General features: G+C 40.9%; 17 protein-coding genes and 2 pseudogenes. 7 read left to right on the forward strand and 12 right to left on the reverse strand.

Features of this window, described 5'->3' with window-relative positions; all coding sequences use genetic code 11:
- Positions 1 to 1,022 precede the first annotated feature (1,022 nt).
- Positions 1,023 to 2,555: a pyridoxal phosphate-dependent decarboxylase family protein gene (locus MF4640_RS05885; protein ID WP_078388993.1), complete on the reverse strand. Its 1,533-nt coding sequence runs from the start codon at positions 2,553 to 2,555 to the stop codon at positions 1,023 to 1,025.
- Positions 2,556 to 2,557: 2 nt separating this feature from the next.
- Positions 2,558 to 3,931: a diaminobutyrate--2-oxoglutarate transaminase gene (locus tag MF4640_RS05890; protein WP_078388994.1), complete on the reverse strand. Its 1,374-nt coding sequence runs from the start codon at positions 3,929 to 3,931 to the stop codon at positions 2,558 to 2,560.
- Between the two features lie 472 nt (positions 3,932 to 4,403).
- On the opposite strand from MF4640_RS05890, the gene MF4640_RS05895 reads away from it, so the two are divergent.
- The 3 genes and pseudogenes from MF4640_RS05895 (at position 4,404) to MF4640_RS05905 (ending at position 8,219) form a co-directional block, all read left to right on the forward strand.
- Positions 4,404 to 5,105: an SIMPL domain-containing protein gene (locus MF4640_RS05895; RefSeq protein ID WP_078388995.1), complete on the forward strand. Its 702-nt coding sequence runs from the start codon at positions 4,404 to 4,406 to the stop codon at positions 5,103 to 5,105.
- Positions 5,106 to 5,375: 270 nt separating this feature from the next.
- Positions 5,376 to 7,494 (forward strand): annotated as a pseudogene (locus MF4640_RS05900) (TonB-dependent receptor family protein).
- Between the two features lie 128 nt (positions 7,495 to 7,622).
- Positions 7,623 to 8,219: a phosphatase PAP2 family protein gene (locus MF4640_RS05905; protein WP_078388996.1), complete on the forward strand. Its 597-nt coding sequence runs from the start codon at positions 7,623 to 7,625 to the stop codon at positions 8,217 to 8,219.
- A gap of 58 nt (positions 8,220 to 8,277) precedes the next feature.
- Here the strand turns inward: MF4640_RS05905 and proB are convergent, their stop codons facing one another.
- From proB to MF4640_RS05920, 3 genes are all read right to left on the reverse strand, one after another.
- Positions 8,278 to 9,411 (reverse strand): glutamate 5-kinase, encoded by a 1,134-nt coding sequence (gene proB / locus MF4640_RS05910; RefSeq protein WP_078388997.1) that lies wholly within the window; start codon positions 9,409 to 9,411, stop codon positions 8,278 to 8,280.
- 26 nt (positions 9,412 to 9,437) lie between these two features.
- Complete coding sequence (gene cgtA, locus MF4640_RS05915) at positions 9,438 to 10,652, reverse strand: Obg family GTPase CgtA (protein WP_004980365.1); 1,215 nt, start codon at positions 10,650 to 10,652, stop codon at positions 9,438 to 9,440.
- A gap of 299 nt (positions 10,653 to 10,951) precedes the next feature.
- The gene (locus MF4640_RS05920) at positions 10,952 to 11,332 is read right to left on the reverse strand and encodes a winged helix-turn-helix transcriptional regulator (protein WP_004693624.1); all 381 of its coding nucleotides are present in this window, start codon (positions 11,330 to 11,332) and stop codon (positions 10,952 to 10,954) included.
- 112 nt (positions 11,333 to 11,444) lie between these two features.
- Here MF4640_RS05920 and MF4640_RS05925 point away from each other — a divergent pair, with 112 nt between their 5' ends.
- A complete protein-coding gene (locus tag MF4640_RS05925; protein WP_004693626.1) occupies positions 11,445 to 12,296 on the forward strand; it encodes an SDR family oxidoreductase in 852 nt (283 codons plus the stop codon).
- Positions 12,297 to 12,350: 54 nt separating this feature from the next.
- Here MF4640_RS05925 and MF4640_RS05930 read toward each other — a convergent pair.
- From MF4640_RS05930 to uvrB, 6 genes and pseudogenes are all read right to left on the reverse strand, one after another.
- A pseudogene (locus MF4640_RS05930) lies at positions 12,351 to 13,021 on the reverse strand (hypothetical protein).
- 16 nt (positions 13,022 to 13,037) lie between these two features.
- Positions 13,038 to 13,745 carry an MFS transporter gene (locus tag MF4640_RS05935; protein WP_078388998.1) on the reverse strand — a complete coding sequence of 236 codons (708 nt, stop codon included), beginning with the start codon at positions 13,743 to 13,745 and terminating at the stop codon, positions 13,038 to 13,040.
- Between the two features lie 297 nt (positions 13,746 to 14,042).
- On the reverse strand, positions 14,043 to 15,500 hold the full coding sequence (locus MF4640_RS05940; RefSeq protein ID WP_004980374.1) for a glyceraldehyde-3-phosphate dehydrogenase: 1,458 nt from the start codon (positions 15,498 to 15,500) through the stop codon (positions 14,043 to 14,045).
- A 323-nt stretch (positions 15,501 to 15,823) separates the two neighbouring features.
- Complete coding sequence (gene rarD, locus MF4640_RS05945) at positions 15,824 to 16,759, reverse strand: EamA family transporter RarD (RefSeq protein WP_078388999.1); 936 nt, start codon at positions 16,757 to 16,759, stop codon at positions 15,824 to 15,826.
- 149 nt (positions 16,760 to 16,908) lie between these two features.
- On the reverse strand, positions 16,909 to 17,493 hold the full coding sequence (locus tag MF4640_RS05950) for a lipocalin family protein (protein ID WP_078389000.1): 585 nt from the start codon (positions 17,491 to 17,493) through the stop codon (positions 16,909 to 16,911).
- A gap of 103 nt (positions 17,494 to 17,596) precedes the next feature.
- Positions 17,597 to 19,618 (reverse strand): excinuclease ABC subunit UvrB, encoded by a 2,022-nt coding sequence (uvrB, locus tag MF4640_RS05955; protein ID WP_078389012.1) that lies wholly within the window; start codon positions 19,616 to 19,618, stop codon positions 17,597 to 17,599.
- Positions 19,619 to 19,793: 175 nt separating this feature from the next.
- On the opposite strand from uvrB, the gene MF4640_RS05960 reads away from it, so the two are divergent.
- From MF4640_RS05960 to MF4640_RS05970, 3 genes are all read left to right on the forward strand, one after another.
- Positions 19,794 to 20,585, forward strand: coding sequence for a hypothetical protein (locus MF4640_RS05960; protein WP_078389013.1), 792 nt, complete (start codon positions 19,794 to 19,796; stop codon positions 20,583 to 20,585).
- A gap of 372 nt (positions 20,586 to 20,957) precedes the next feature.
- Positions 20,958 to 21,311, forward strand: a complete 354-nt coding sequence (locus tag MF4640_RS05965) for a hypothetical protein (RefSeq protein ID WP_227518623.1) — start codon at positions 20,958 to 20,960, stop codon at positions 21,309 to 21,311.
- A gap of 179 nt (positions 21,312 to 21,490) precedes the next feature.
- Positions 21,491 to 22,957, forward strand: coding sequence for a sensor domain-containing diguanylate cyclase (locus MF4640_RS05970; protein WP_078389002.1), 1,467 nt, complete (start codon positions 21,491 to 21,493; stop codon positions 22,955 to 22,957).
- Positions 22,958 to 22,999: 42 nt separating this feature from the next.
- Here the strand turns inward: MF4640_RS05970 and MF4640_RS05975 are convergent, their stop codons facing one another.
- Positions 23,000 to 23,179 carry a hypothetical protein gene (locus tag MF4640_RS05975; protein WP_004693646.1) on the reverse strand — a complete coding sequence of 60 codons (180 nt, stop codon included), beginning with the start codon at positions 23,177 to 23,179 and terminating at the stop codon, positions 23,000 to 23,002.
- Positions 23,180 to 23,259: the final 80 nt, after the last annotated feature.

Here is a 23,259-nt window from a genome sequence, read left to right on the forward strand (position 1 = left end):
TGCATTTTGATTTCAGAATATGACAAGCAAGTTACAGCATTGTGACACTTTCATGATGTTTATTTTTATTTGTCCATGATTCGTTACACTTTGTTCAATTTCACCCACTCTAAACACGTAAAGAATTTTTCTTATTTCGATATACCGAGAGTGCATAATTCATTTTACATCAACATCTTTTACGCTTTTATAAAAAATAAAACACATTTAGAATCAATACATAAAGCAAAAAAGAACTCCATAGACTTTGATTTCTTTAACATTGAATAGCCCTTCTAATCTATAAAAATTTGCGTATACCCATATGCAGAATCCATATAAATTTTCGCCATTTGTCAGAATTTCATAACCCATAAATGACAAATGAGTGGAGTAATATTTAGAAAATTGAGCGTCATTTAGGTCTTAATTTTTACCTTTTATACCCCATTTATTTCTTAGAAATTAGCATACTCATCTTGAATACAAGAGCCAATTTATGACTTTTAGACTCAGGTACCTTTCTTATTTTTAGAAATATTTGTCCGAATAATGGGTATTTCTGACGATACCGCTTTATCTTTTTTCTAAAAGATAGCTCAATGAAGGAGATTTTGGGCTTCATCTACCCTTTACTGCCGCCTTAACCTTTCATTTTTCGTAAGAAGCTTGACAAGTCATATGAATGCGGCTTTTCCCATGAGCGCTAGCCAAACACATTTATTTACCCCAAATTGCCGTGATTATGACAAGGACTTGCCTGTCGTGCAGGTCATACCTTTAACTTAAAAATTCATGAAGAAAATCATTTGCCTATTGAAAATCAAAAGCCCGAATATTTAGCTTTAGTCTTAACTATTGAAGTTCATTTTCCTGAAAATCATAGTTCAAGCAGATATCGAAAACTACTTCATAGAAAAATAAAGCATCTCCAACATAATTAAAATTAGATGCTTAGCCAATAGATGTTATGCATTTTAATATTTACAACATATAAAAAAAGGAGCTGATATCAGCTCCTTTTTTTTAACACAAACAATCGATTAAGCAATTGCAGGTGTATAGGTTCCATCTGCGATTGGACCTTTGATACGATCCGCTTCTGCAAGGACAAGACCAAGCAGGTTCTTCACGTTATCTAAAGTCGCAACTGGACTTAAAGTCGTCATTTTCAAAGATTGATTTTGACCCACTTTAGTGACACCAATATTCGCTTCACCACGTGCAAACAATTCGTCTGCAACGTTTTGGTTTAAGGTATCAAGCAATTCTACTGGATAGCCTTCTGGAACCACACGGAACAATACAGATGCAAATTGTGGATCAACCAACATCTCTAAACCAGCAGCTGCATTGATATAATCAGCAACGTCACGAGTTAAAGTAACGCCGTGGTCAATCATAGAGCCATACAGTTCTTCACCCAAGGCTTCAACAGTCATCCAAAGCTTTAACGCATCGAAACGACGTGTTGTTTGAAGTGACTTAGACACGAGGTTAGGCACGCCATGCTCTTCGTCATAAGCAGAGTTTAAATACTCAGCTTCATAGTGCATGAAACGATAGTTCGCTTCGTCTTTTAACAAGAACGCACCACAAGAGATGGTTTGGAAGTAATGCTTATGGAAATCCAGCGTAATTGAGTCAGAAAGCTCAATACCATCCAACATATCGCGATGATTGTTCGATAAGATTAAAGCACCGCCCCATGCCGCATCGATGTGCATCCACGCGCCATATTTGTTGGTGATTTCACGAATTTGCTTCAGTGGATCAATTGCACCTGCATCGGTCGTACCCGCAGTTGCAACCACACACGCCACAATCTTACCTTCAGCTTGAAGGTGAGCCATGGTTTTTTCAAGTGCATCCACATCCATCTGCGCGTTCTCGTTCACAGGAACGGTCACGACTGATTGGAAGCCCATGCCCATCATCGCCATGTTCTTTTGCACAGAGAAGTGTGCATTTTCAGAACAAATGACTTTGACGTTGCGCATCGCATCGCCCGGCACGCCATCACGCTGTACAGACCACGGATTACCGTTTTCGTCTTTCCAGTTTTTCGCAATACATGCATCACGTGCAAGCAGTACACCCATCAAGTTTGACTGTGTACCACCAGAAGTGAACACACCAGCTTGACCTGCACCATAACCCACTTTTTGACGAAGCCAGTCAATCAACTGAACTTCCATCAATGAACCTGCAGGACTTTGGTCCCAAGAATCCATCGATTGATTCGTTGCATTAATCAGCACTTCAGCAATTTGACTAGTCACCATGGTTGGGCAGTGCAAATGCGCGAGCGAGTGCGGGTGATGGACTTTTAAGCTTTTGTTTAAGAAAAGCTCAACCATACGTTCAAGTGACTTTTGTACACCCAAACCTTCTTTAGAAGGATTAAATGCAATCACACTGCGGAGCTCTTTGATGCTACCGCCCGTGTACATTTTGTCGTTTTGCAACCATGCTGCAACTGCTTTAGTCGCTTGGTCCATTGCTGACGAGTAGTCAGCAATAGATGCAGCATCATTGCAGAGTAACGCCTTACGGTGTTCTGCAAAATCAACCATGATTACGCGCCTCGAGTTGCAACAAGTGCTTCAGCAATTGCTTTCTTGAAGCGAGAAACCGCTTCAACACATTCAGCTTGAGTGATGATAAGTGGGCAAAGTAAACGAATGACTGTACCGTTACGGCCACCTTTTTCTAACAACAATTTGTTGTTAAAGCATGCCGCTTGAATCGCTGCTGCCAATTGACCATCTGCTGGTAAAGAACCCATATGATCCGCTGGTTTACGCTCATCAACAATTTCAACACCAATCATCAAACCACGGCCACGTACGTTACCGATACATGGGAACTCTTGAGCAAGCTTTTTAAATTCAGCTTGTAAGAAATCACCACGTTCTTGTGCATTTTGCGCAAGGTTTTGTTCTTTGATGGTTTTGATCGTTGCAAGACCAGTACCCATTGCCAATTGGTTACCACGGAAAGTACCCGTGTGACCTGCTGGCTGCCAAGCATCAAACTTACGTTTAATGCCCAACACAGCAAGCGGTAAGCTACCACCAACGGCTTTAGACATCACCACTACGTCAGGTTCAATACCCGCATGTTCAAATGCGAACATTTTACCTGAACGTGCAAAGCCTGCTTGAACTTCGTCAAGAATCAACACAATGTTGTGTTTTTCAGTCACTTCGCGGATTTTTTTCAACCATTTGGTTGGCGCTGTTACCACACCGCCTTCACCTTGAATTGCTTCAAGAATAACAGCAGCTGGCTTGGTTACACCACTTTCAACATCTTCAATGAAGTTTTCAAAGAAATAAGTCAAAGCATCCACACCCGCTTCACCACCTAAACCAAGTGGGCAACGGTATTCATGCGGATACGGCATAAATTGAACGCCTGGCATTAAACCATTTACAGCATTTTTCGCAGACAGGTTACCTGTCATTGCAAGAGCGCCGTGCGTCATACCATGGTAACCACCAGAGAAACTAATCACTGTGCTACGACCGGTATACGTTTTCGCTAATTTAATTGCTGCTTCCGTGCCATCTGCACCCGATGGACCACAGAACTGTAGACAATACTCTTCCTTACCGCCTGGTAATTGTTCAAGCAATGCTTCAGTAAATGCATCTTTTAAAGGTGTCGTTAAATCCAAAGTATGTAAAGGAAGACCACTTGCAAGTGTATCTTGAATACTTTGAATTACCGCAGGATGATTATGGCCCAAAGCCAATGTTCCTGCCCCAGCTAAACAATCGAGGTACTCTGTACCTTCAACATCAGTAACCCAGCAGCCTAATGCTTTGGCTATCGCTAACGGTAATTTCCGTGGATAGCTACGAACATTGGATTCCATCTGACTTTGGCGAGTCAAATAGTATTCGTTAGTAGTATTAGTGGCAGGGTTTACAGAAGAAACGCTCATATCGAATTACCATCTCTGATATGGGTTGAAAGAAATAAGTCGGGTGACTTTTGGTCCTTTGACTCGGCGCTTTATAAATCTAGTCAGATAGCGTTTGGATACTTCATAACTAGGAGGCGGATGATACAGAAATTTTCAATAAAATAAACAGCTTTTGGATATTATCTGCCAGAAATTTACTAAAAAAATATATCATGCCAAACCATAGCTTAAATTATCCTCTTATAGTGTGACAACGTAAAGAATAGACGATGAATTTATTTATTTTTCAACTTCACCACAAAATTTCAAAATACTCACCCTGGTCAAAAAATAAGTTTTTGAAATAAATCACTTTATCTAGGTTTTTCTGAAAAATATTTTGTACCTTTTTTTACAATCGAACCACAATATTTTCGCAAATTCACCACAAATTGGCTTTAAGCTTTTTACAAACGTTGCAAAACTCCTCCTAAATAAAAAAGGAATAAAAATGCGTCAATTCTTCATCCCAGCAATCGCTCTTAGTGCTTTATTTAGCTCAGCAGTTTTTGCTCAGTCTGAGAACCAATTGAACTACAATATTGTCAATGTTCAGGCAGAGGCAACACGCCAAGTATCCAACGATTTAATGAATGCAACACTTTATATTGAACGTAGTAACAAACAACCTGCTGAACTCGCAACACAAATTACGCAGCTGATGAATCAAGCCACAGCTTTAGCACGTAAATATCCAAGCGTAAAAGTCGAAACAGGTTCTCAAACCACCTACCCGATTTACAACGATGACAACCAAAAGTTAAAAGAATGGCGTGGTCGTGCTGAAATTAATTTAGAAAGTACCGATTTTAAAGCGGCGAGCCAGTTGATTGGTGAACTACAGCAAAACTTCCAAACTCAGTCAATCGGCTTTAGTGTGTCCGACACACAACGTAAAAAAGTCGAAAATGAGCTGATTATTGAAGCATCGAAAAACTTTCAACAGCGTGCGCAATCGTTAGCGCAAGCATGGAGTAAGTCAGGTTATAACTTGGTTAACTTAAACATTAATACCAGCAACTACTACCCTCGCCCAGTCATGATGCGTGCTGAAAGTGCGAAATTTGCAGCAGCTGATGCACCAATGCAAGATGTAGCTGGCGGTGAATCTAAAATCACTGTGAATGCAAATGGTACTGTTCAACTTAAATAACAGATTTCATTCAAATTCATCTAAAAAGCCATGTTAAACATGGCTTTTTATTGTGTGCCCCATCAAAAAAACTTTAATTCGCCTATTAATTTTAGTGTTTTAATAGCAATAACTGATAATGGTTATTATTTGATTTCAACAAAGTTCAGCATATGATAGCCGCGCTCTTTATTATGGATTGCGCACAAAAGAATAATTTCATCACGTCTTCATCTGCAGGATCGCAGATTATTCAAAGCCAAACAACTCAGTATTGCGATTGGGCTTTCTATGAGCTGCTTGACCTATGCACAAGCAGAAGAACTCACTGAAGCAACGAGCAACAATGTGCTTCCGACCATCAAACTTGAAGCACAAGGCAACTGGTTAGAAGATGCCAATGCAGAGAAAGTGCAAAAGCATGCAGGCGCTCGTACGATTATTACTCGCAATCGCTTAGATGAAGTTGCTGCGACTTCAATTAAAGATGCCCTCAAGCAAGTGCCTGGTGTTCAAGTCCAAGAAAATAATGGTACTGGTGGCAGTGATGTTTCACTCAATATTGGGGTCCGTGGTTTAGCCTCTCGTTTATCTCCTCGCTCTACAGTACTGCTTGATGGTGTCCCGCTATCATTTGCGCCTTATGGACAGCCTCAGCTTTCTCTAGCACCAGTATCATTAGGCAATATTGAATCTGTAGATGTGGTTCGTGGTGCAGGCTCTGTACGTTTTGGGCCGCAGAACGTTGGCGGTATCATTAATTTTGCAACTCGCGCGATTCCTCAAGAGTTTGCAGGTAATGTCAGCCTAACGACCGAATATGCTTCGGGTACAGATCAAGTCAAATACAGCCCGAACTTATTTGTAGGCGGAACCTTAGATAATGGTTTAGGCCTTGCTCTGCTTTATTCGGGCACAAAAGGTGATGGCTACCGTGAAGCCAATAATAAAACTGACATTGATGATGTCATGTTAAAAACGGCCTATCAAATTACAGATGCTGATGCGATTGCCTTAAACCTACATCACTATGAAGGTTATGGTGAAATGCCTGAAGGCTTAACTGCCGAAAAATATGCACAAAACCCTTATCAGTCAAATAAGTCACGTAATTATTTCTCTGGTCGCCGCTCAGATGTGTCATTCCGCTATACACATCAAGATGAAAAAAATAACTTTGAATTGCTGACCTATTATATTGACTCATTTCGCACGAGCGACTTAGAGACAGATCTTAGTGCAACGACTTCGCGTATGGACACCTCTCCACGCGACTACAAAGTTTTTGCCATTGAACCGCGCTGGTCTCGTGCATACCAATTAGGTAGCTCAAATAGCGAATTTACTATCGGCTATCGTTATTTAGATGAAGATAGTTCTGAGTTCTCAGGTCGCTCATCTACATATGCATTGAATGCACCTGTGACCGAAATTAAAGCACGTACCCGAGTGAAGGTGGCACTAAAGCACATGCAATTTATGCAGATAACCGCTTCGATTTAGGGAACTGGGTCATCACACCGGGACTACGTTTTGAATCTATTGAAACGCATAACAATTTTACTGCCTATAACCAAGGCGTAGCAGTTAATACCGTTTCACCAAAAATTGATTCAGATGAGTTTTTACCAAGCCTATCGGTTATGTATAAAGCGACAGACAATTGGAACATTTTTGCCAATGCGGGCGTTTCATTCGGCCCACAGCAATATAACCAATTGGCACGTTTAGAAGGTGGTGTTGCACAAAGCACAACGGATGGCTTACATCCTGAAAAGTCCAATAACTATGAAATTGGGACGAAGTATTTGGGCAATGGTCTAAATGCAGAATTAACCGCGTTTTACTTAGATTTCGACAAAGAACTCAGCTTATAGTACCTAGTGCTCAAAATAGTAATATTTGGACGGATCTTGGAGCAACTAGTCATAAAGGTGTAGAACTTGGTCTAGCATATGACTTTAGCTATCTAAGCGATGCACTAGAGGGCTTAAAACTCTACAGCAACTATACATTCACCAAAGCCGTGGCTGAAGCAGGCGACTTTGAAGACAAAGACCTTCCTTTCTACTCACGCCACACAGCAAATGTTGGTTTAGGCTATAAAGTGAATCAATGGAGCGTCAATGCAGATATGTTTGCGCAATCTAAGCAGCATTCTCCAGGTTCGGGTGATACCTATCAAACTGACGAATCGGCTGATGGAAAATTAGGTGATATTCCAGGTTATTCCTCTTTTGCCGTGCGTACTGCATATGACTTTGGTGAGCAATTCCACGGTTTAAAAATCGTGGGTGGCGTTAAAAACGTGTTTGATAAACAATATTTCACACGTTCTACTGACTCAACAGGCGGAAAATATGTAGGGCAACCACGTACCTTCTACCTTCAAACGTCATTTGACTTTTAAAACTGAAAGCCAATTAGTTCAACTACATTGAACTAGTAAAAAAGACTACATTTTTGTGGTCTTTTTTATTTTAACAATATGACAAAATTATGACTCTCTTCCGTACTTTATAAACACAATCCACTTTCATGACTCTTTCAGAACTTAATTTATCGCTTTTTTCATGGATTAATGCTTCTCCTGAAGCCAGTAATACCAGTATTCATTTTGCCATATTCATCGCCAATGACCTGCTCTATTGCATGATTTTACTGTTTGCTTGGTTTTGGCTACGTGGTAACTATGACACTAAAAAACAGATATTGAAGGCGTTTATCTTTACCAGTATCGCAATTTTGATCAGCCAATGTATTTCTCATGTGTATTATCACCCACGGCCTTTTGTCATGGAGGTCGGACGCACTCTCATTTACCATGCACCCAATGGCTCTTTCCCGAGTGATCATATGCTGATTTTTAGCAGTATCGCTTTTTCTTATCTATTCTCTGCGCAGCGTAAACTGGGAATTTTTCTCTTGATTATGGCTTGGCTGGTTGCATGGTCACGTGTCTATCTTGGTGTGCATTTTCCTTTAGATATGCTCGGCGCATTTCTATTGGCTTTTGCCTTAAACTTCTTTGGATTAAAGCTTTGGAATCTCTATAAAGATAAAATCATGCAATGGGCACTCACCATTCACTTTTACTTATTTAAGCCCCTCATTCAAAAAGGCTATATCAAATAACTTTCGTTCCAAAACAAAAAAATCCCGCTCGAAAGCGGGATTTTTTAATGCGTTTAAATTAGTAGATCGCCATGTGGTTGCGATGGATCATCTCAAGTGAACGTGCTTCACCTAGGACTTGGTGAACTTTATCTGACGCCAAGCCCTTTACCAACTCCGCAGAACGCGAACTAAAGTTGACACGTCCAACCGCAACACGTCCGCCTTGGATATCAACACATTCAACCACGTCACCGCGTTCAAAATGCCCTTCCACAGCTTTCACACCAACTGGAAGTAAACTACGATGATTATCTTTAATCGCCTTGACAGCACCATCATCCAACACCAAACGACCCGCAGTTTGTAAGTGAGCCGCTAACCACTGTTGATGAGCGGTAATGCGATCATTGTCAGTAATAAACAATGTCCCAAGCATTTCACCATCCATCAAACGTTCAAGCACATTGTCACTTTCACCACTGGCAATCAGCGTTGGACAGCCAGACTTTGCAGCTAAGCGTGCAGCACGGACTTTGGTCAACATACCACCACGACCAAACTTACCGCCACCGCCAGCCATATCAAATAAACTCTCATCTAGAGCACGCACAGTATGGAACAGTTTTGCATCTGGATTTGAACGTGGGTCTGAGTCGAACATACCCTGCTGGTCTGTCAAAATAATTAACAAATCTGCATGGACTTGACCTGCAACCATCGCAGCAAGCGTGTCATTGTCACCAAAGCGAATTTCATCGGTCGAAACCGTGTCATTCTCGTTGATTACAGGAATCACATGCCATTCAATCAAGTTCTGTAACGCGTCACATGAGTTCAAATAACGACGACGGTCTGCCAAGTCATCATGGGTTAATAACACTTGCGCAGTCTGAATGTGATGTTTTTCAAGCACACTCGACCACGTATGAATAAGGCCCATCTGACCAATGGCAGCACACGCCTGAAGACTGGGTAGATCGGTGGGTCGGCTGTCTAGCTTCATACGAACCATACCTTCAGCCACAGCTCCTGACGACACCAGAATAATCTCATGTCTGGCATTGTGTAGATCTGCAATTTGTTTCGCCCAATGCGAAATTGCATCTATATCTAGACCTTGCCCATTTGCTGTGAGTAAAGATGATCCGATTTTAACAACGATTCGTTTACAAGCTTCGAGCTTACGTTGCCCATCTACCACTTCTATCATCTTGTCCTCAGTTACTCATTACGAGCTTAACGTACGTAAAACACTTCCATTTCGCCGTCATCTTCATCATCGTCTTCATCATCATCAGCCAACAGGCCTGCAAGACGTTGTTGGCGACGCATTTCACGATATGCTTCTTTAGCGGCAATCGTTTGTTCGCGTGTTTCAGCTTCAAGCTGCTCACGGAATGCTTTCACTTCTGCTGCATAATCAGGATCTTCAAGCTCACGTTCACGTTGTTGCTCAATTTGATCCATCAGGTAATACACAACTGGTTTTGTCCCTTCAGACATCAAACCTGAAGTTTTAAATACAGGACCATCCCACTGCATTTCATCTAAGATATGCTGACACCATTCATCACGCGTATCGTCTGCAAGTTGGTCAACTTTGTTTAATACTAGAACGATAGGTAACTTTGAAAGTGTCGGAGAGAATTTCTCTAATTCACCCAAGATCGCTTTTGCATTGTATGCAGGATCAGAACCATCAATCGGCTGAACATCCACAATGTGAAGCAAAATACGCGTACGCGCCAAGTGCTTTAAGAAACGAATACCAAGACCCGCACCTTCAGAAGCCCCTTCGATCAAGCCAGGAATATCCGCCATCACAAATGAACGGTGACTGTCTGCATCAACCACACCAAGGTTTGGAACCATCGTAGTAAATGGATAGTCTGCAACCTTAGGTTTTGCTGCTGATACGGCACGAATAAACGTCGATTTACCTGCATTTGGCATACCTAGTAAGCCAACATCGGCCAGTACTTTTAGCTCTAAACGAATTTCACGGAATTCACCTTTAAAACCATGGGTACACTTACGTGGCGAACGGTTCGTCGATGATTTAAAGTGAGTATTACCCAAACCACCATCACCACCCGCTGCGACAAGCACACGCTGACCACTTTCAACCAAGTCGCCAATAATGTCACCTGAGTCAGTATCAACAATGGTTGTACCTACAGGAACCTTTAATACGGTGTCTTCACCACCACGGCCTGCGCAGTTCGCGCCACGACCATTTTTAGCTCGTTCCGCACGGAAACGGCGAGTATAACGGAAGTCTACAAGGGTACTGGTATTATCATCAGCTTCGATAAATACGCTACCACCACGACCACCATCACCACCGTCTGGACCACCAAAAGGTACGAATTTTTCACGGCGAAAACTGGCTACGCCATTGCCACCGTCGCCAGCCTCTACGGTAATGACTGCTTCATCAACAAAGCGCATGCTGCCAATCCTCTAAATACTTTAAAACCGCATATTCTGCCATATTTTACAAAATTTCTCGAATAGAATTATTGAGCGAAACATGAAATTTAGTGACAAATCACTTAAAAACGTGCATTTAGCTCTTTTTCTCTTGATTTTCTTCAGTTTTGTACCTGAAAACAATCAACCTAATCCCATGCTCAACTTACATAAATTAAGCAGCATATACTCTGTTACAAGCAAATCTATGACTTTTTGTGAAACCTATAACTCACTTAATTCAAACCATTTATTCTGCTTATTTTGATGTTAAGTCATTATTTTAAAGCTGAGACTCGCTCTTTATTTTCCAAGATCTCAGGCAAACTTTTTTCAATCCATCCAATTAGATACATGGTTTTTTCGGCCGCTTGAGAGCCCAGTATCGTCAATTGATACTCAACTTTAGGTGGAACTACAGGATAAACTGTCCGTAAAATAAAACCATCTTGCTCAAGTGTTTTAAGGGTTTGAGAAAGCATTTTCTCACTCACCCCTTCTATACGCTGTCTCAATTCACTAAAACGGTGTACGCCATCACTCAAACAACGCAACACCAGTACTGACCATTTGCTCGTAAGATGTTCCAATATGTCACGAGATGGGCACTCAGTGGATAAAACTTGACCTAATAGTTTGCTTGTTGCATAGGTGTGCATCATTTCTCTCCATTTGGTTTATTACTTACTTTTTGGTACGTACTTTCATTTAGTAAGTTATCAGATTAAGATAAAACCATCAAGTACAGAAAACAACCAATATAGGTGACTTATGAAAATTGCAATCACAGGTGCAACAGGCCAATTGGGTTCTATTGTGATAGAAAAACTTTTACTACAAACTGAGGCCAACAACATTGTTGCGCTTGTGCGAAACCCAGCCAATGCGACACATCTCACAGCACAAAATATTGAAGTGCGTGAGTTTGACTATGACCGACCTGAAACTTTAGTCCCTGCTCTATCAGGTATAGATAAATTATTACTCATTTCTGCAAATGAAGTCGGTCGCCGTACACCTCAGCACAAGGCAGTGATTGATGCTGCAAAAGTGGTCGGTGTTCCTTATCTTGCTTATACTAGCTTACTACGTGCAGATACATCGCCACTCGGCTTAGCCCAAGAACACCGTGAAACTGAAAAACTGATTCAAGATAGTGGACTACGCTACACCTTCTTAAGAAATAACTGGTATAGCGAAAACTACCTTGCAGGTGTTGCTCACACCATTGAAATTGGGACGCTTTTTGGAGCAGCTCAAGATGGTCGCATTAGCTCGGCATCACGCATAGATTATGCTGAAGCTGCAGCGAGAGTCTTAACGTCAACTGTCCATGATAATCAAACCTATGAACTAGCAGGTTCACAAAGCTTTAGCCTCTCAGAGCTTGCAACATTGATTGGTCAAGCAGCGAGTAAAACCATTAATTATCAAAACCTAAGTGCGGAAGAATACACTCAAGGCCTAATTCAGGCGAGCTTACCTGCTGGCTTAGTTGAGGTCATCGTTGATGCAGACATTCAAACTATACAAGGTGCAATGTATAGTGACAGTCAAGACCTAGAACAATTGATTGGACGTAAAACTACGAACATTCAAGATGCGATCAAAGCTGCACTTTAAGCCACCCTTTTGATTTTCACATGAAAACACCACCAATGATTGGTGGTGTTTTCTTTATGGATGAATATTCTTCACAGGTAGTGTCATATTCATCTCCAAGTTCGCTGTCGTACTCCGCTCCGTGTTATACATGGTGGCATTGAAGCTTGCTATTTTTCGCATAGTCATTGGGTCATTCAAATTTAACTGTGGCGCAAACTGATGCAACACATGCAGACGCACTTGCTCATCAAACTCAAAATAGACCAAGCCATTAAACATAATTTTGATCGGGACCTGATAGTCTTGCTTTAAATGAAATGGTACAGCCAGCTTAATCGGAATATCTAAAGTGAGTGGAAACTTAGGCAACAGTTTATTCTGATAAATTAGGTCTGTAGTTGTCTCCAACGGCATATTTTGATCGATGAGTACCTCGGTTTGATAATCAACAGATACTGAAACGGGTACTTCTACTTCGAACTCTAAATTTGCCAAATATTTCCCTGTCAAAGGCAGGTTGATTTTCTGATCAATTTTCAGTTGCGTATCTAAAGTCCCAACGGATTGGGTTTCTAAATAATTACCCACTTGGATTTTTGTCGGTAAGGAGTCTGACAGTTGAATTTGTGCTTCACTTGCATACTGGCTTGAATATTCAGGTACAACCAAAACAGCGCACCCACTAAAATTACAACGCACACAAAACTCAATATAAGCCGCTTCGCAGACTGGAATATCCACATACTCCCTCCTATGGCTTCACGTGTTCTTGAGGTAGAGGTTTTTCACGCAGTAGTTGCAGACTATGAGTGGAATTTTCAATTCACCCTGCTTAATTTCAATTGGTAATGTATTTTGCACATCCACTGAAGCTTTCAACGCCGTTTTAATGGGAACGTTTAAATGTCCCTGTATGGGAATATTGGTTTTAACCACTGTATTGACTGGAATATGTAGGTTTTCTTTAAGCACTGTTTTCACAGACGCATCAAACTTGAGGTGTACCTGCTGTTCAAGTGGCACATCGATATGAATCGGCACATCCAGCTGAATGGGAATATTTCCTTTTAAAGGTAAAGTCACATCTCGCCCCATGACTTTCACCTGTACCTTGGTATCTACAGGCATGTTCTGGTTAATTTTCAAGGTTTCACGTACTGGAATGATGGTTTTAATCGGAACCTGATTATCAAAATACACTCGTGGCGTCAGAGTTTGGGTCAGTGGAATATTCAGATTTTCACGGATCGGAATTTCTGCATTAACGCGCCCTGTGACATCAACATCTAAGGCATCATGAATTTTAACCTCAGCTTGTAAAGGCTCTTGCAGATCAATACTGACTTTTTGATTTTCTAAGGGAATATAAATATTAAAGTGTTTAAACGTCCAAATAGCGATAAGCACACCGCATACAGATGCCAACACAATGAATGTCAATCCACTTAGCACATGCTTCACTTGCAAATTCAAATTCCTTTTGTTTTATTTTGTTTTATTTTCTTTTATCTGACAAATATCATCCTTTTGTCAGCTTAGAGAGTCTAAGGGGACGGTATACCAACCAGACTCTTTAGTTTTTATCGTTCTATTTTACACAGTATTCTAATTATTCTAAGTAAATTACTAGGGATTAAACATTGGCAACTCTTACCACTCAAGCCAATACTTATGTCACTCCAACGCACCTGATCAACCTCACCCCACAACAACAGCACAAAAAAAAGAGCCTCAATCGAGGCTCTTTTTAGTCGCTATTACAAATTATGCATTTGTTTCAGCAGGAATCTTAGGATAGCTTACGCCGCCCATTTGCTCTGCAATACGTAAAACTTGGCAGCTATAACCGACTTCGTTATCGTACCAAACATATGCAGTTAAACGGTTACCCGAAGTGATTGTTGCTTGCGCATCAAATACACCTGCTGTACGAGAACCGATAAAGTCAGATGATACAACTTCAGTCGAGTTGGTATAACCAATCTGACCTTGAAGGCTAGAGCTGATTGAAATTTTACGAATGTATTCGTTCACTTCATCACGATCAACTTCTTTATCTAAAGTTAAGTTCAAAATCGCAAGTGAAACGTTTGGTGTTGGAACACGTACAGAGTTACCTGTCAGTTTACCTTGAAGTGCTGGAAGTGCTTTAGCAACCGCTTTAGCCGCACCTGTTTCAGTAATTACCATGTTCAACGTTGCAGCACGACCACGACGGTCTGCTTTATGGTAGTTGTCGATTAAGTTTTGGTCGTTTGTGAACGAGTGAACTGTTTCAACGTGACCATTCAACACTGTGTATTTGTCATGCAAAACTTTAAGTGTTGGTGTAATTGCGTTGGTTGTACAGCTTGCAGCAGAGATAATCGTATCTTCATCAAGAATGTCAGCTTGGTTCACACCAAACACCACGTTCTTCATGTCGCCTTTACCTGGTGCAGTCAAGATCACACGTGCAGCGCCTGGGCACTTAAGGTGTTGAGCAAGACCTTCAGCATCACGCCATTTACCCGTGTTGTCGATCACTAACGCATTGCTAATACCATAATCGGTATAATCAACTTCAGTTGGGTTCGACGCATAAATCACTTTGATGAATTGACCGTTGGCAATGATTGCTTCGTTTTCTTCATCAACAGAAATCGTACCAGAGAATGGACCATGGATTGAGTCACGGCGTAATAAAGACGCACGTTTTTCCAAATCACCATCAGATGATTTACGAACCACAATCGCTTTTAGGTTCAAACCACGGCCAAGACCAGACTGACCAATCATTAAACGTGCAAGAATACGACCGATACGACCAAAACCGTAAAGGACAACGTCACGACCTTCTACTGAAGTCGCACGACCTTCTACAGATTTAACAGCTGCTGCAACAAATGCGTCAACATCGCCACCTTGCTCTTTAAATGCAACGGCTAATTTGCCTAGATCAATTTCAGCAGTACCGATATTTTCAATTTTAGCCAACGCTTCAAGAATTGGGAACGTGTGTACAACTGAAAGCTCAACGTCCATCATACGAGTGAAACGGTGCGCTTTTAAAATTTGGATAACTGAACGGTTAACTAAAGAACGTCCAAACACTGAAACCACAATATTTTTTTCACGGTAAAGCTGACCGATCAAAGCGATCATTTGTTCCGCGATTTCTTCACGGTTTTTCCAGCGACCTTGGTGTTCTGCGTGTAGGGCGATGATAGTCTCTTTGCTCACAGATACGTCCTCTAATTAATTTAATCTAAGCATAAATTTTAAAACCCAACAATTGTAAAGGATTTAGCGCCAAGTTTGAATCGAAAGCTGTAAATGCATGATGTTTTTTGTCGTATATCCATTATTAATTTAAGAAATGATTGCATTTACTCTGATGATTTTGCAGTATAAAAATTAAAAAAATATTTTTTTATATAAAAAATAAACAGTTACACAAATAATGTTTTATCAAACAGTCAACTATTCTAAAAGGGCAAGAAACAAATAAGAAACATGCTTATTGCCCAAATTGCAGCACAATGACAGCTCCGAACTTCATCAAATTAGTCTGAATGGTGCTGTTTTTCAAAATGCTCAATATTTCGTTCGAGCTGTTTTTTATTTTGTTGCTGTTTATATAAATGCAACACACCTTCAATAATAAGCAATAAGACTGCGAACCAAATTGGAATATAGGTAAACCACTCACCTGCCTCTATACGCTCTCCCATGGCAACTGATGCTCCTGCTAATAAAACAGGCTCCAAATAACTCAGCAAACCAAAGATCACAAAAGGTAAATAACGACTCGCAAGTATATAACTTCCAAGTCCCATCGCACTTAAGAAACCCAGTCCGATGACCGCCAAAATCAGGTGTGGAAACTGTTGTATCAAAGCCAAACTATCGCTATGCACAAAGCCCAAATAGAACACGACAGGTAAAATTAAAAACAGATCCCACCAGAAGCCACCCAAATGATCCGTTTTACAAACACGGCGCAGGAAGAAATACAAAGGATAAGCCAAAGCGATATAAACCGTTTCCCATGCTATGCTACCAATACGCCAAATTTCATGTCCTACCCCAAGCACAGCAAAGGCTACCGCGGTCATTTGCCAGCGGGATAGTTTTTCCTTGTAAAGGATGCAACCAACCAACACCATGACCAAAGGCAGCAAAAAATAGCCAAGCGACACCTGTAGGCCGCGACCATTCATAGGTCCCCATAAAAATAGCCACAACTGCGTGGTACATAAAACCGAACTAAACAATAACCAAGCAATCATCCAAGGTTGTTTAAAGATACGCTTAAACAACTCCGAAATGAGTTTTAAATCGCCACTCCACCACATGAATGCGGTTAAAAAGGGTAAGGTCGAAAGCATACGCCAAGCAAAAGTTTGCTCACTATCTAAAGGCTTTAAAAAAAAGGTATAAAAATACAAAACCCCAAAAGTGACGGATGCTAAAACCGATAGTGCGACACCTTTATACATCCTTCACCCCACATTGATTTACACGATTTTTTACCAGGTTCCGATTATAAAGCGTTCGACTGTATAAAGCTTTATTATTCAAGTTTTAAAATACGTATATGAAACTAAAAAAGCCATGCTTCAGCATGGCTTTCAAGGCTTAATAGATTTTACTTTTGCAATTGTTTGGTATGAATCAAATCATTCAAATCATAACCCACTGACTTTGCATATTCTAAGTATTCATTAATGACCTTTTGGTCTGGTTGTGGCGAGCGAGAAAGCACCCACATGTACTTACGACGTGGCTCACCCACTAAAACCGTTTCATAGTCATCATCAATTTTTAAAATCCAATAATCCCCCCGTGCCACAGGTAACCAACGCACCGCCTCAGGTAAAAAACTCACTTTCAACTTACTGTTAAAAGGTGGGTTTTGTACAAATGCCTCACCTATGGACTGCATCAACTTACCATCTTGGGCATAACAGCGGTTATCTACGGTCACATTGCCATTTTCATTCAGGGTATAGGTAGCCGAGACATTACTTCCGCATTTATTTTGGAAGTACATGGGCTTACGTGCAATTTCGTACCAAACACCCAAATAACGGTCTAATTCAACCTTATCTACCACGGCTAAGGGTTTGCTCTGGGCATAAGCCATGGTTGCCATGCCTAACCCGACTAAAACAGCACCACCTACAGCAATTTTGGCAAGCGTAAAACCCGCCTTTGGAAGATTTGCAGACATAAACTGTACCTTTAATATTTCAGAATTTATGATCTAAAAATAAACATCTCTTTAAAAAATAATGCTTTCTGCCCAAATTACTGTAGCGTTATGTAAATGCAACTTAGGTTAGAAGTTGTGCTTTTAAGCGCAAAATTTCATCTCGCAGACGCGCAGCTTGCTCAAATTGTAACTCTTTAGAAGCTTTGAGCATTTCTTTTTCCAACTTGCTTAAATGCTTGGCAAGAAGTTTCGGATCGGACAGCAAGTGCTGCTCATCTGCACTGAGCGTTTGATGTTGATCTGTGATACCACTTTCAACTTGATCATCTGTCAGCACTTCGCCTGTATCAATATCCTTTTTATTTTGTCTGATGGTGCTACGCGGAATAATGCCATGCAGCTCATTAAAGGCCATTTGTTTTTCACGACGACGGGCTGTTTCATCGATGGCTTTTTGCATCGAATCGGTAATCCGATCACCATATAAAATCGCTTTGCCTTTTACATTACGCGCTGCACGCCCAATGGTTTGAATCAAAGAGCGCTCAGAACGTAAGAAACCCTCTTTGTCTGCATCCAAGATAGCCACTAAAGACACTTCAGGCATGTCCAAGCCTTCACGTAGTAAGTTGATCCCGACGAGAACATCGTAGACACCCGAACGTAAGTCATGAATAATCTTCACCCGCTCAACAGTGTCAATATCTGAGTGCAGATAAGCAACTTTGACCCCATACTCTTTCAAATACGAGCTTAAATCCTCTGCCATACGTTTGGTTAAGGTGGTAACCAAGACACGCTCGTCTAAATCTTTACGGATATTGATCTCAGACAAGACATCATCAACTTGAGTCAATACCGGACGTACTTCAATTTCGGGGTCAATCAACCCTGTAGGACGAACCACCTGCTCAGCTATTTGCTCGGCTTTTTCAAGCTCGTATTTGGCTGGTGTAGCACTGACATAAATCGTTGCTGGCGTAATCCGTTCCCATTCTTCAAACTGCATTGGGCGGTTGTCTAAAGCACTAGGAAGACGGAAACCATAATTCACCAAGTTTTCTTTACGCGAACGGTCACCTTTATACATCGCGCCAATTTGCGGCACAGTCACGTGTGACTCATCAATAATTAGTAAGGCATCATCAGGAACATAATCAAATAAGGTTGGCGGCGCTTCGCCCGCGGGACGACCGGATAAATGACGTGAATAGTTTTCAATACCGTTGGTATAGCCCAACTGCTGCATCATTTCTAAATCATAACGGGTACGTTGCTCAATTCGCTGTGCTTCAAGCAATTTGTCATGTGCACGAAAGAAACCTAAACGCTCTTTTAACTCTTCACGAATCGTGCCGATGGCGCGCTCTAAATTATCTTTCGGTGTTACATAGTGACTTTTTGGGTAAATGGTTACACGCGGAACTTTACGTACCAGTTTGCCTGTCAGTGGATCAAACCAACGAATCGAATCGACTTCATCATCAAACAACTCAATCCGAATCGCATGCTGATCCGATTCGGCAGGGAAAATATCAATAATTTCCCCACGAATACGATAGGTACCGCGTAAAAACTCAAGCTCATTACGGCTATATTGCATTTCCACCAAACGACGAATGATATCATCACGTGCAATACGATCGCCCTGTACAATATGCAGCAGCATGCTCATATAGGCATTGGGGTCACCCAAACCATAAATAGCAGAAACTGAAGCAACAATAATTGCATCGCGACGTTCTAAGAGTGAACGTGTTGCAGATAAACGCATTTGGTCAATGTGGTCATTGATCGCTGAATCTTTTTCAATGAATGTGTCTGAAGATGGCACATAGGCTTCAGGTTGGTAATAGTCATAATAACTAACAAAATATTCGACGGCATTGTTCGGAAAGAAAGATTTGAACTCACCATAAAGCTGTGCGGCTAAGGTTTTATTATGTGCCATGACAATGGTCGGACGTTGCATCCGCGCAATCACGTTGGCCATGGTATAGGTTTTACCTGAACCCGTAACCCCAAGTAACAGCTGGTCGTGATAGCCCTTTTCTATTCCAGCAACAAGCTTTTCGATGGCTTGCGGCTGATCACCTGCGGGTTGGTAATTGGTGACTAAATCAAAAGGTTGTTTCTCACTCACAGACATATCCCAAGATTTGCTTCTTCAACCGACTATTTTAACAGATTCAATCCCGAGCAATTCTTGCTTTTAGATTTTTAATGTAATTTACTGAAAATATTACAAAGATTTTCTACTTGACCCTCCCGTATTTCAAAGGCAACATGAAGTGAAGAAGAGCGAAAAATCAGAGCCTATGACTTACCAATATCATGATGAAAGCATCGTCAAAAACCTAGATGAACATACCGTATTTGTGTTTGGTAGTAACATGGCAGGTCAACATGCGGATGGCGCTGCCCGAACTGCACTTGAGCACTTTGGTGCAATCAAAGGCGTCGGACGTGGATGGTCAGGGCAAAGTTATGCCATTCCCACTATGAACGAACACTTACAACAAATGCCGCTCTCGCAAATTCAACACTATATTGATGACTTTAAAATCTATACCAAAAATCATCCTAAAATGACTTACTTTCTAACCTCTATAGGCTGTGGTATTGCAGGTTATAAAGTTGAAGAAATTGCTCCTATGTTTAAAGGCATTTCTCATAATGTTATTTTCCCTTCATCATTTCGCCCATTTGTGGAAAGAACACTGCCACGTCTAAGTAAAAAGTTTTTGCACACCATTTTTAACGATGCTGTGATTTTCAGTACCCAAAATGATGACATGCTGATTCAGCATTTGGCCTTAACCGATAATGAAAAAAGTTTAGCCAAAATTATCCTCAACACGCGTATGTATCCAACCGACAGTAATGGTCGCGATCGTGTGTTTGAAATTGAAGATATTTTACATGCGCTGTCAGGGAAAATATTTGATTTTGAGACCAACGCGGAGGGGCGCATGCTTTTTGGTGGTGCCATTCTAGCGCTGTTGGAACTTTATAATATCAATGAACAAGACTTCATTGAAGTTTGGCAAGGCACACGAGAAATCGCACCACCGAAGCCTGAACATCGTGCGCGAAAAGCCTCACGTTAAATCCAGTCTTCTCAAAAAAGCCAATCCATCAGATTGGCTTTTTTCTTTTAAAATAATAGAGTTATTAGAATCTTCCCTATCCCCAATCGCCAACTACTACAAAAACAAAGGTGAGGGCATTGTTCCTGCTTTTCTCTTTTTAACTTTTAAAGGTTCACTTACACTCTGAATCATAATCATACTTTTCAAAATTTAAAAAATCATGAGAACAAATAGACAGCTTAAAGCCTTAAAATCCAAAAGAAATTTACTGACTATTCGGCTGTACGTATTGCAAAACATATACCCAACCCACAACACGTCGAGGGCCAAATTCTCTTAAATAGCTACACTGTGGGCTCTGGACGTAATAAATCACACTATGAAGATGTTGTGTTAAATGAGCCTTCTCAGCAGCAACCACTAAGACTGGTCTGTAATTTTATGGATCACTTTAAGAGCTGCCCACTCTTAGAAAACTTTCAACAACAAAAAGTCAGTATCCGTTATTACACAGACAACCGTCAGTTTATCTACCCAGAAGTTTTAGTGTTATCGGTCACAGCAGACAACACAACCATCAGCAGCCAAGACTTCATGCAGATCTACCAACAACAACGAAAGAATTTTTTTATTTATTTATTCTTCATGGTATTGATTCCAAACCTGTTGGTGATCAATTTATTTTGGCGCGACCATCAATATCAACAATCACAAATTTTTCGCTATCGACCTCAAAGCATTTAGCGCTTATCAATATCAGCATATACGCTCTTTAAACTCCAAAACCATTGGAGCTTATGCACTTTCTATGAGCAATCAATATGCATTTTTTGACTAAATCTCCCCCATAAACTCACATAAATTTTAAAAAGTTTTTTTAGCGCTTATACTGCTTTAAATTCCAACATAAAAACGAGATATAAATGCAATTATTGGACTCTCCTATTTTTGAATTATCTCCCATTGCCATGTGGTTAGAAGACTTTAGCGAAGTACAAAAACAATTCGATCTTTGGCGGAGTGAAGGTATTGAAGATATTGCGTCTTTTCTGTTGGAAGACAAATCACGTATTTTAAGTTGTGCGCATAAAATTAAAGTCCTGCATGTCAACCCGCAAACCTTAAAACAATTTGAAGCCCAAAGTTTTGAAGACTTAACCGCAAACCTTGCGCAAATTTTTAAAGCAGATATGTCAAGCACTCATTTAAATGAGCTGGTCGCACTTTGGAATGGTGAAATTTTATTTGAAAATACTGCTGTAAATTATATACTTACAGTTAATCGCCTTGACATTCGCCTGCGAGGGACAGTGCTCCCTGGTCATGAACACGATCTTTCATTGGTTTTGATCACCACGGAAGACATTACACCTTATGCCAATGCACAACGTTTAGAAGAAAAAAGTCGTTTAATTGCTGAGGCACGTTTTCAATACTCGCCCACTTCACTTTGGGTTGAGGACTTTAGCCGAGTCAAAGCACGTTTAGATCATTTACGTCGTTTGGGGATCAGTGACTTTAAAACTTTCCTTGATGTCCACAATGACTTTATTAATGAATGTCTCAGAGACATCATGGTTACCGATGTCAACCAAGCCACACTCGATTTGTTTGCTGCACGTGACAAAGACCATTTACTTAAAAATTTGCATAAAGTCTTTCAAAACGAAACCCAACAGACCTTTCGACATCAACTGCTCGAACTGTGGGATGGCAATATTCAACATAACTGCGAAGCGGTCAACTACGCGCTCGATGGCAGTATTCGCCATGTACTGTTACATTTTGCCGTGTTTCCAGGCTTCGAAGACGATTGGGGTATGGTTCAACTGGCGCTCACCGATATTACCGCACGTAAAAAAGCCGAAAATTATCTTGAGTACTTGGGCAAACATGATGTCTTAACCAAACTTTATAACCGCTCTTTCTACAGCACTGAAATCAACCGACTTGAGCGCAACAACCTACGCCCTGTGTCTTGTATTTTCCTAGATATGAATGGCTTAAAAGCTATCAATGACAACCTTGGTCATGATCAAGGCGATAGCTTATTACGCCGTATGGGGAATACCCTGAATCAGTTAATTGAAAATACGCAATACTCTGCTTCAAGGATCGGTGGTGATGAATTCGTGGTGCTATTACCTGCCGCCGATGAAACCGCATTGAACCATTGCATTGAAAGTTTGCATGAGCTTTTAATGGTGGATAACCAATTTAATAATCATCAACCGATTAGTGTGTCGGTGGGCAGTGCTACCAGCCATCCAAATGAGCGAGTTGAAGATATGCTCAAACGTGCCGACACTGCGATGTATGAACACAAAAAAACCTATTATGCAGAAAATGATCGACGGGTTAGCAATTACAACCCAGCGAATGATCAATAAAAAAGCGCCCTAACCAGGGCGCTTTTTTATTTCAATGGCGAATTAACGTTTACCCATTGAACGACGGGTGCCACGTGGTGGCATCCAAGTACGATCTGCATACTGTTCAGGTTTTGGACGAACCTGATTATGTGCAACATCGTCAGCACTTTGTTCTGCATTTGGCATTGGGAATGGGAGATTCACCAAAGGTTTTTTTGAAGTAGGCTGTTGCTTACTCATGACCATCACTCTCATCAAATTGCGCTTATTTTAAAGTTTTTTTCATAAAGATGCGAGAAACTTCCTAATTCTGTACATTT

Origin of the sequence: Acinetobacter sp. MF4640 (assembly GCF_002018895.1) — a bacterium.
Classification (GTDB): Bacteria; Pseudomonadota; Gammaproteobacteria; order Pseudomonadales; family Moraxellaceae; genus Acinetobacter; species Acinetobacter johnsonii.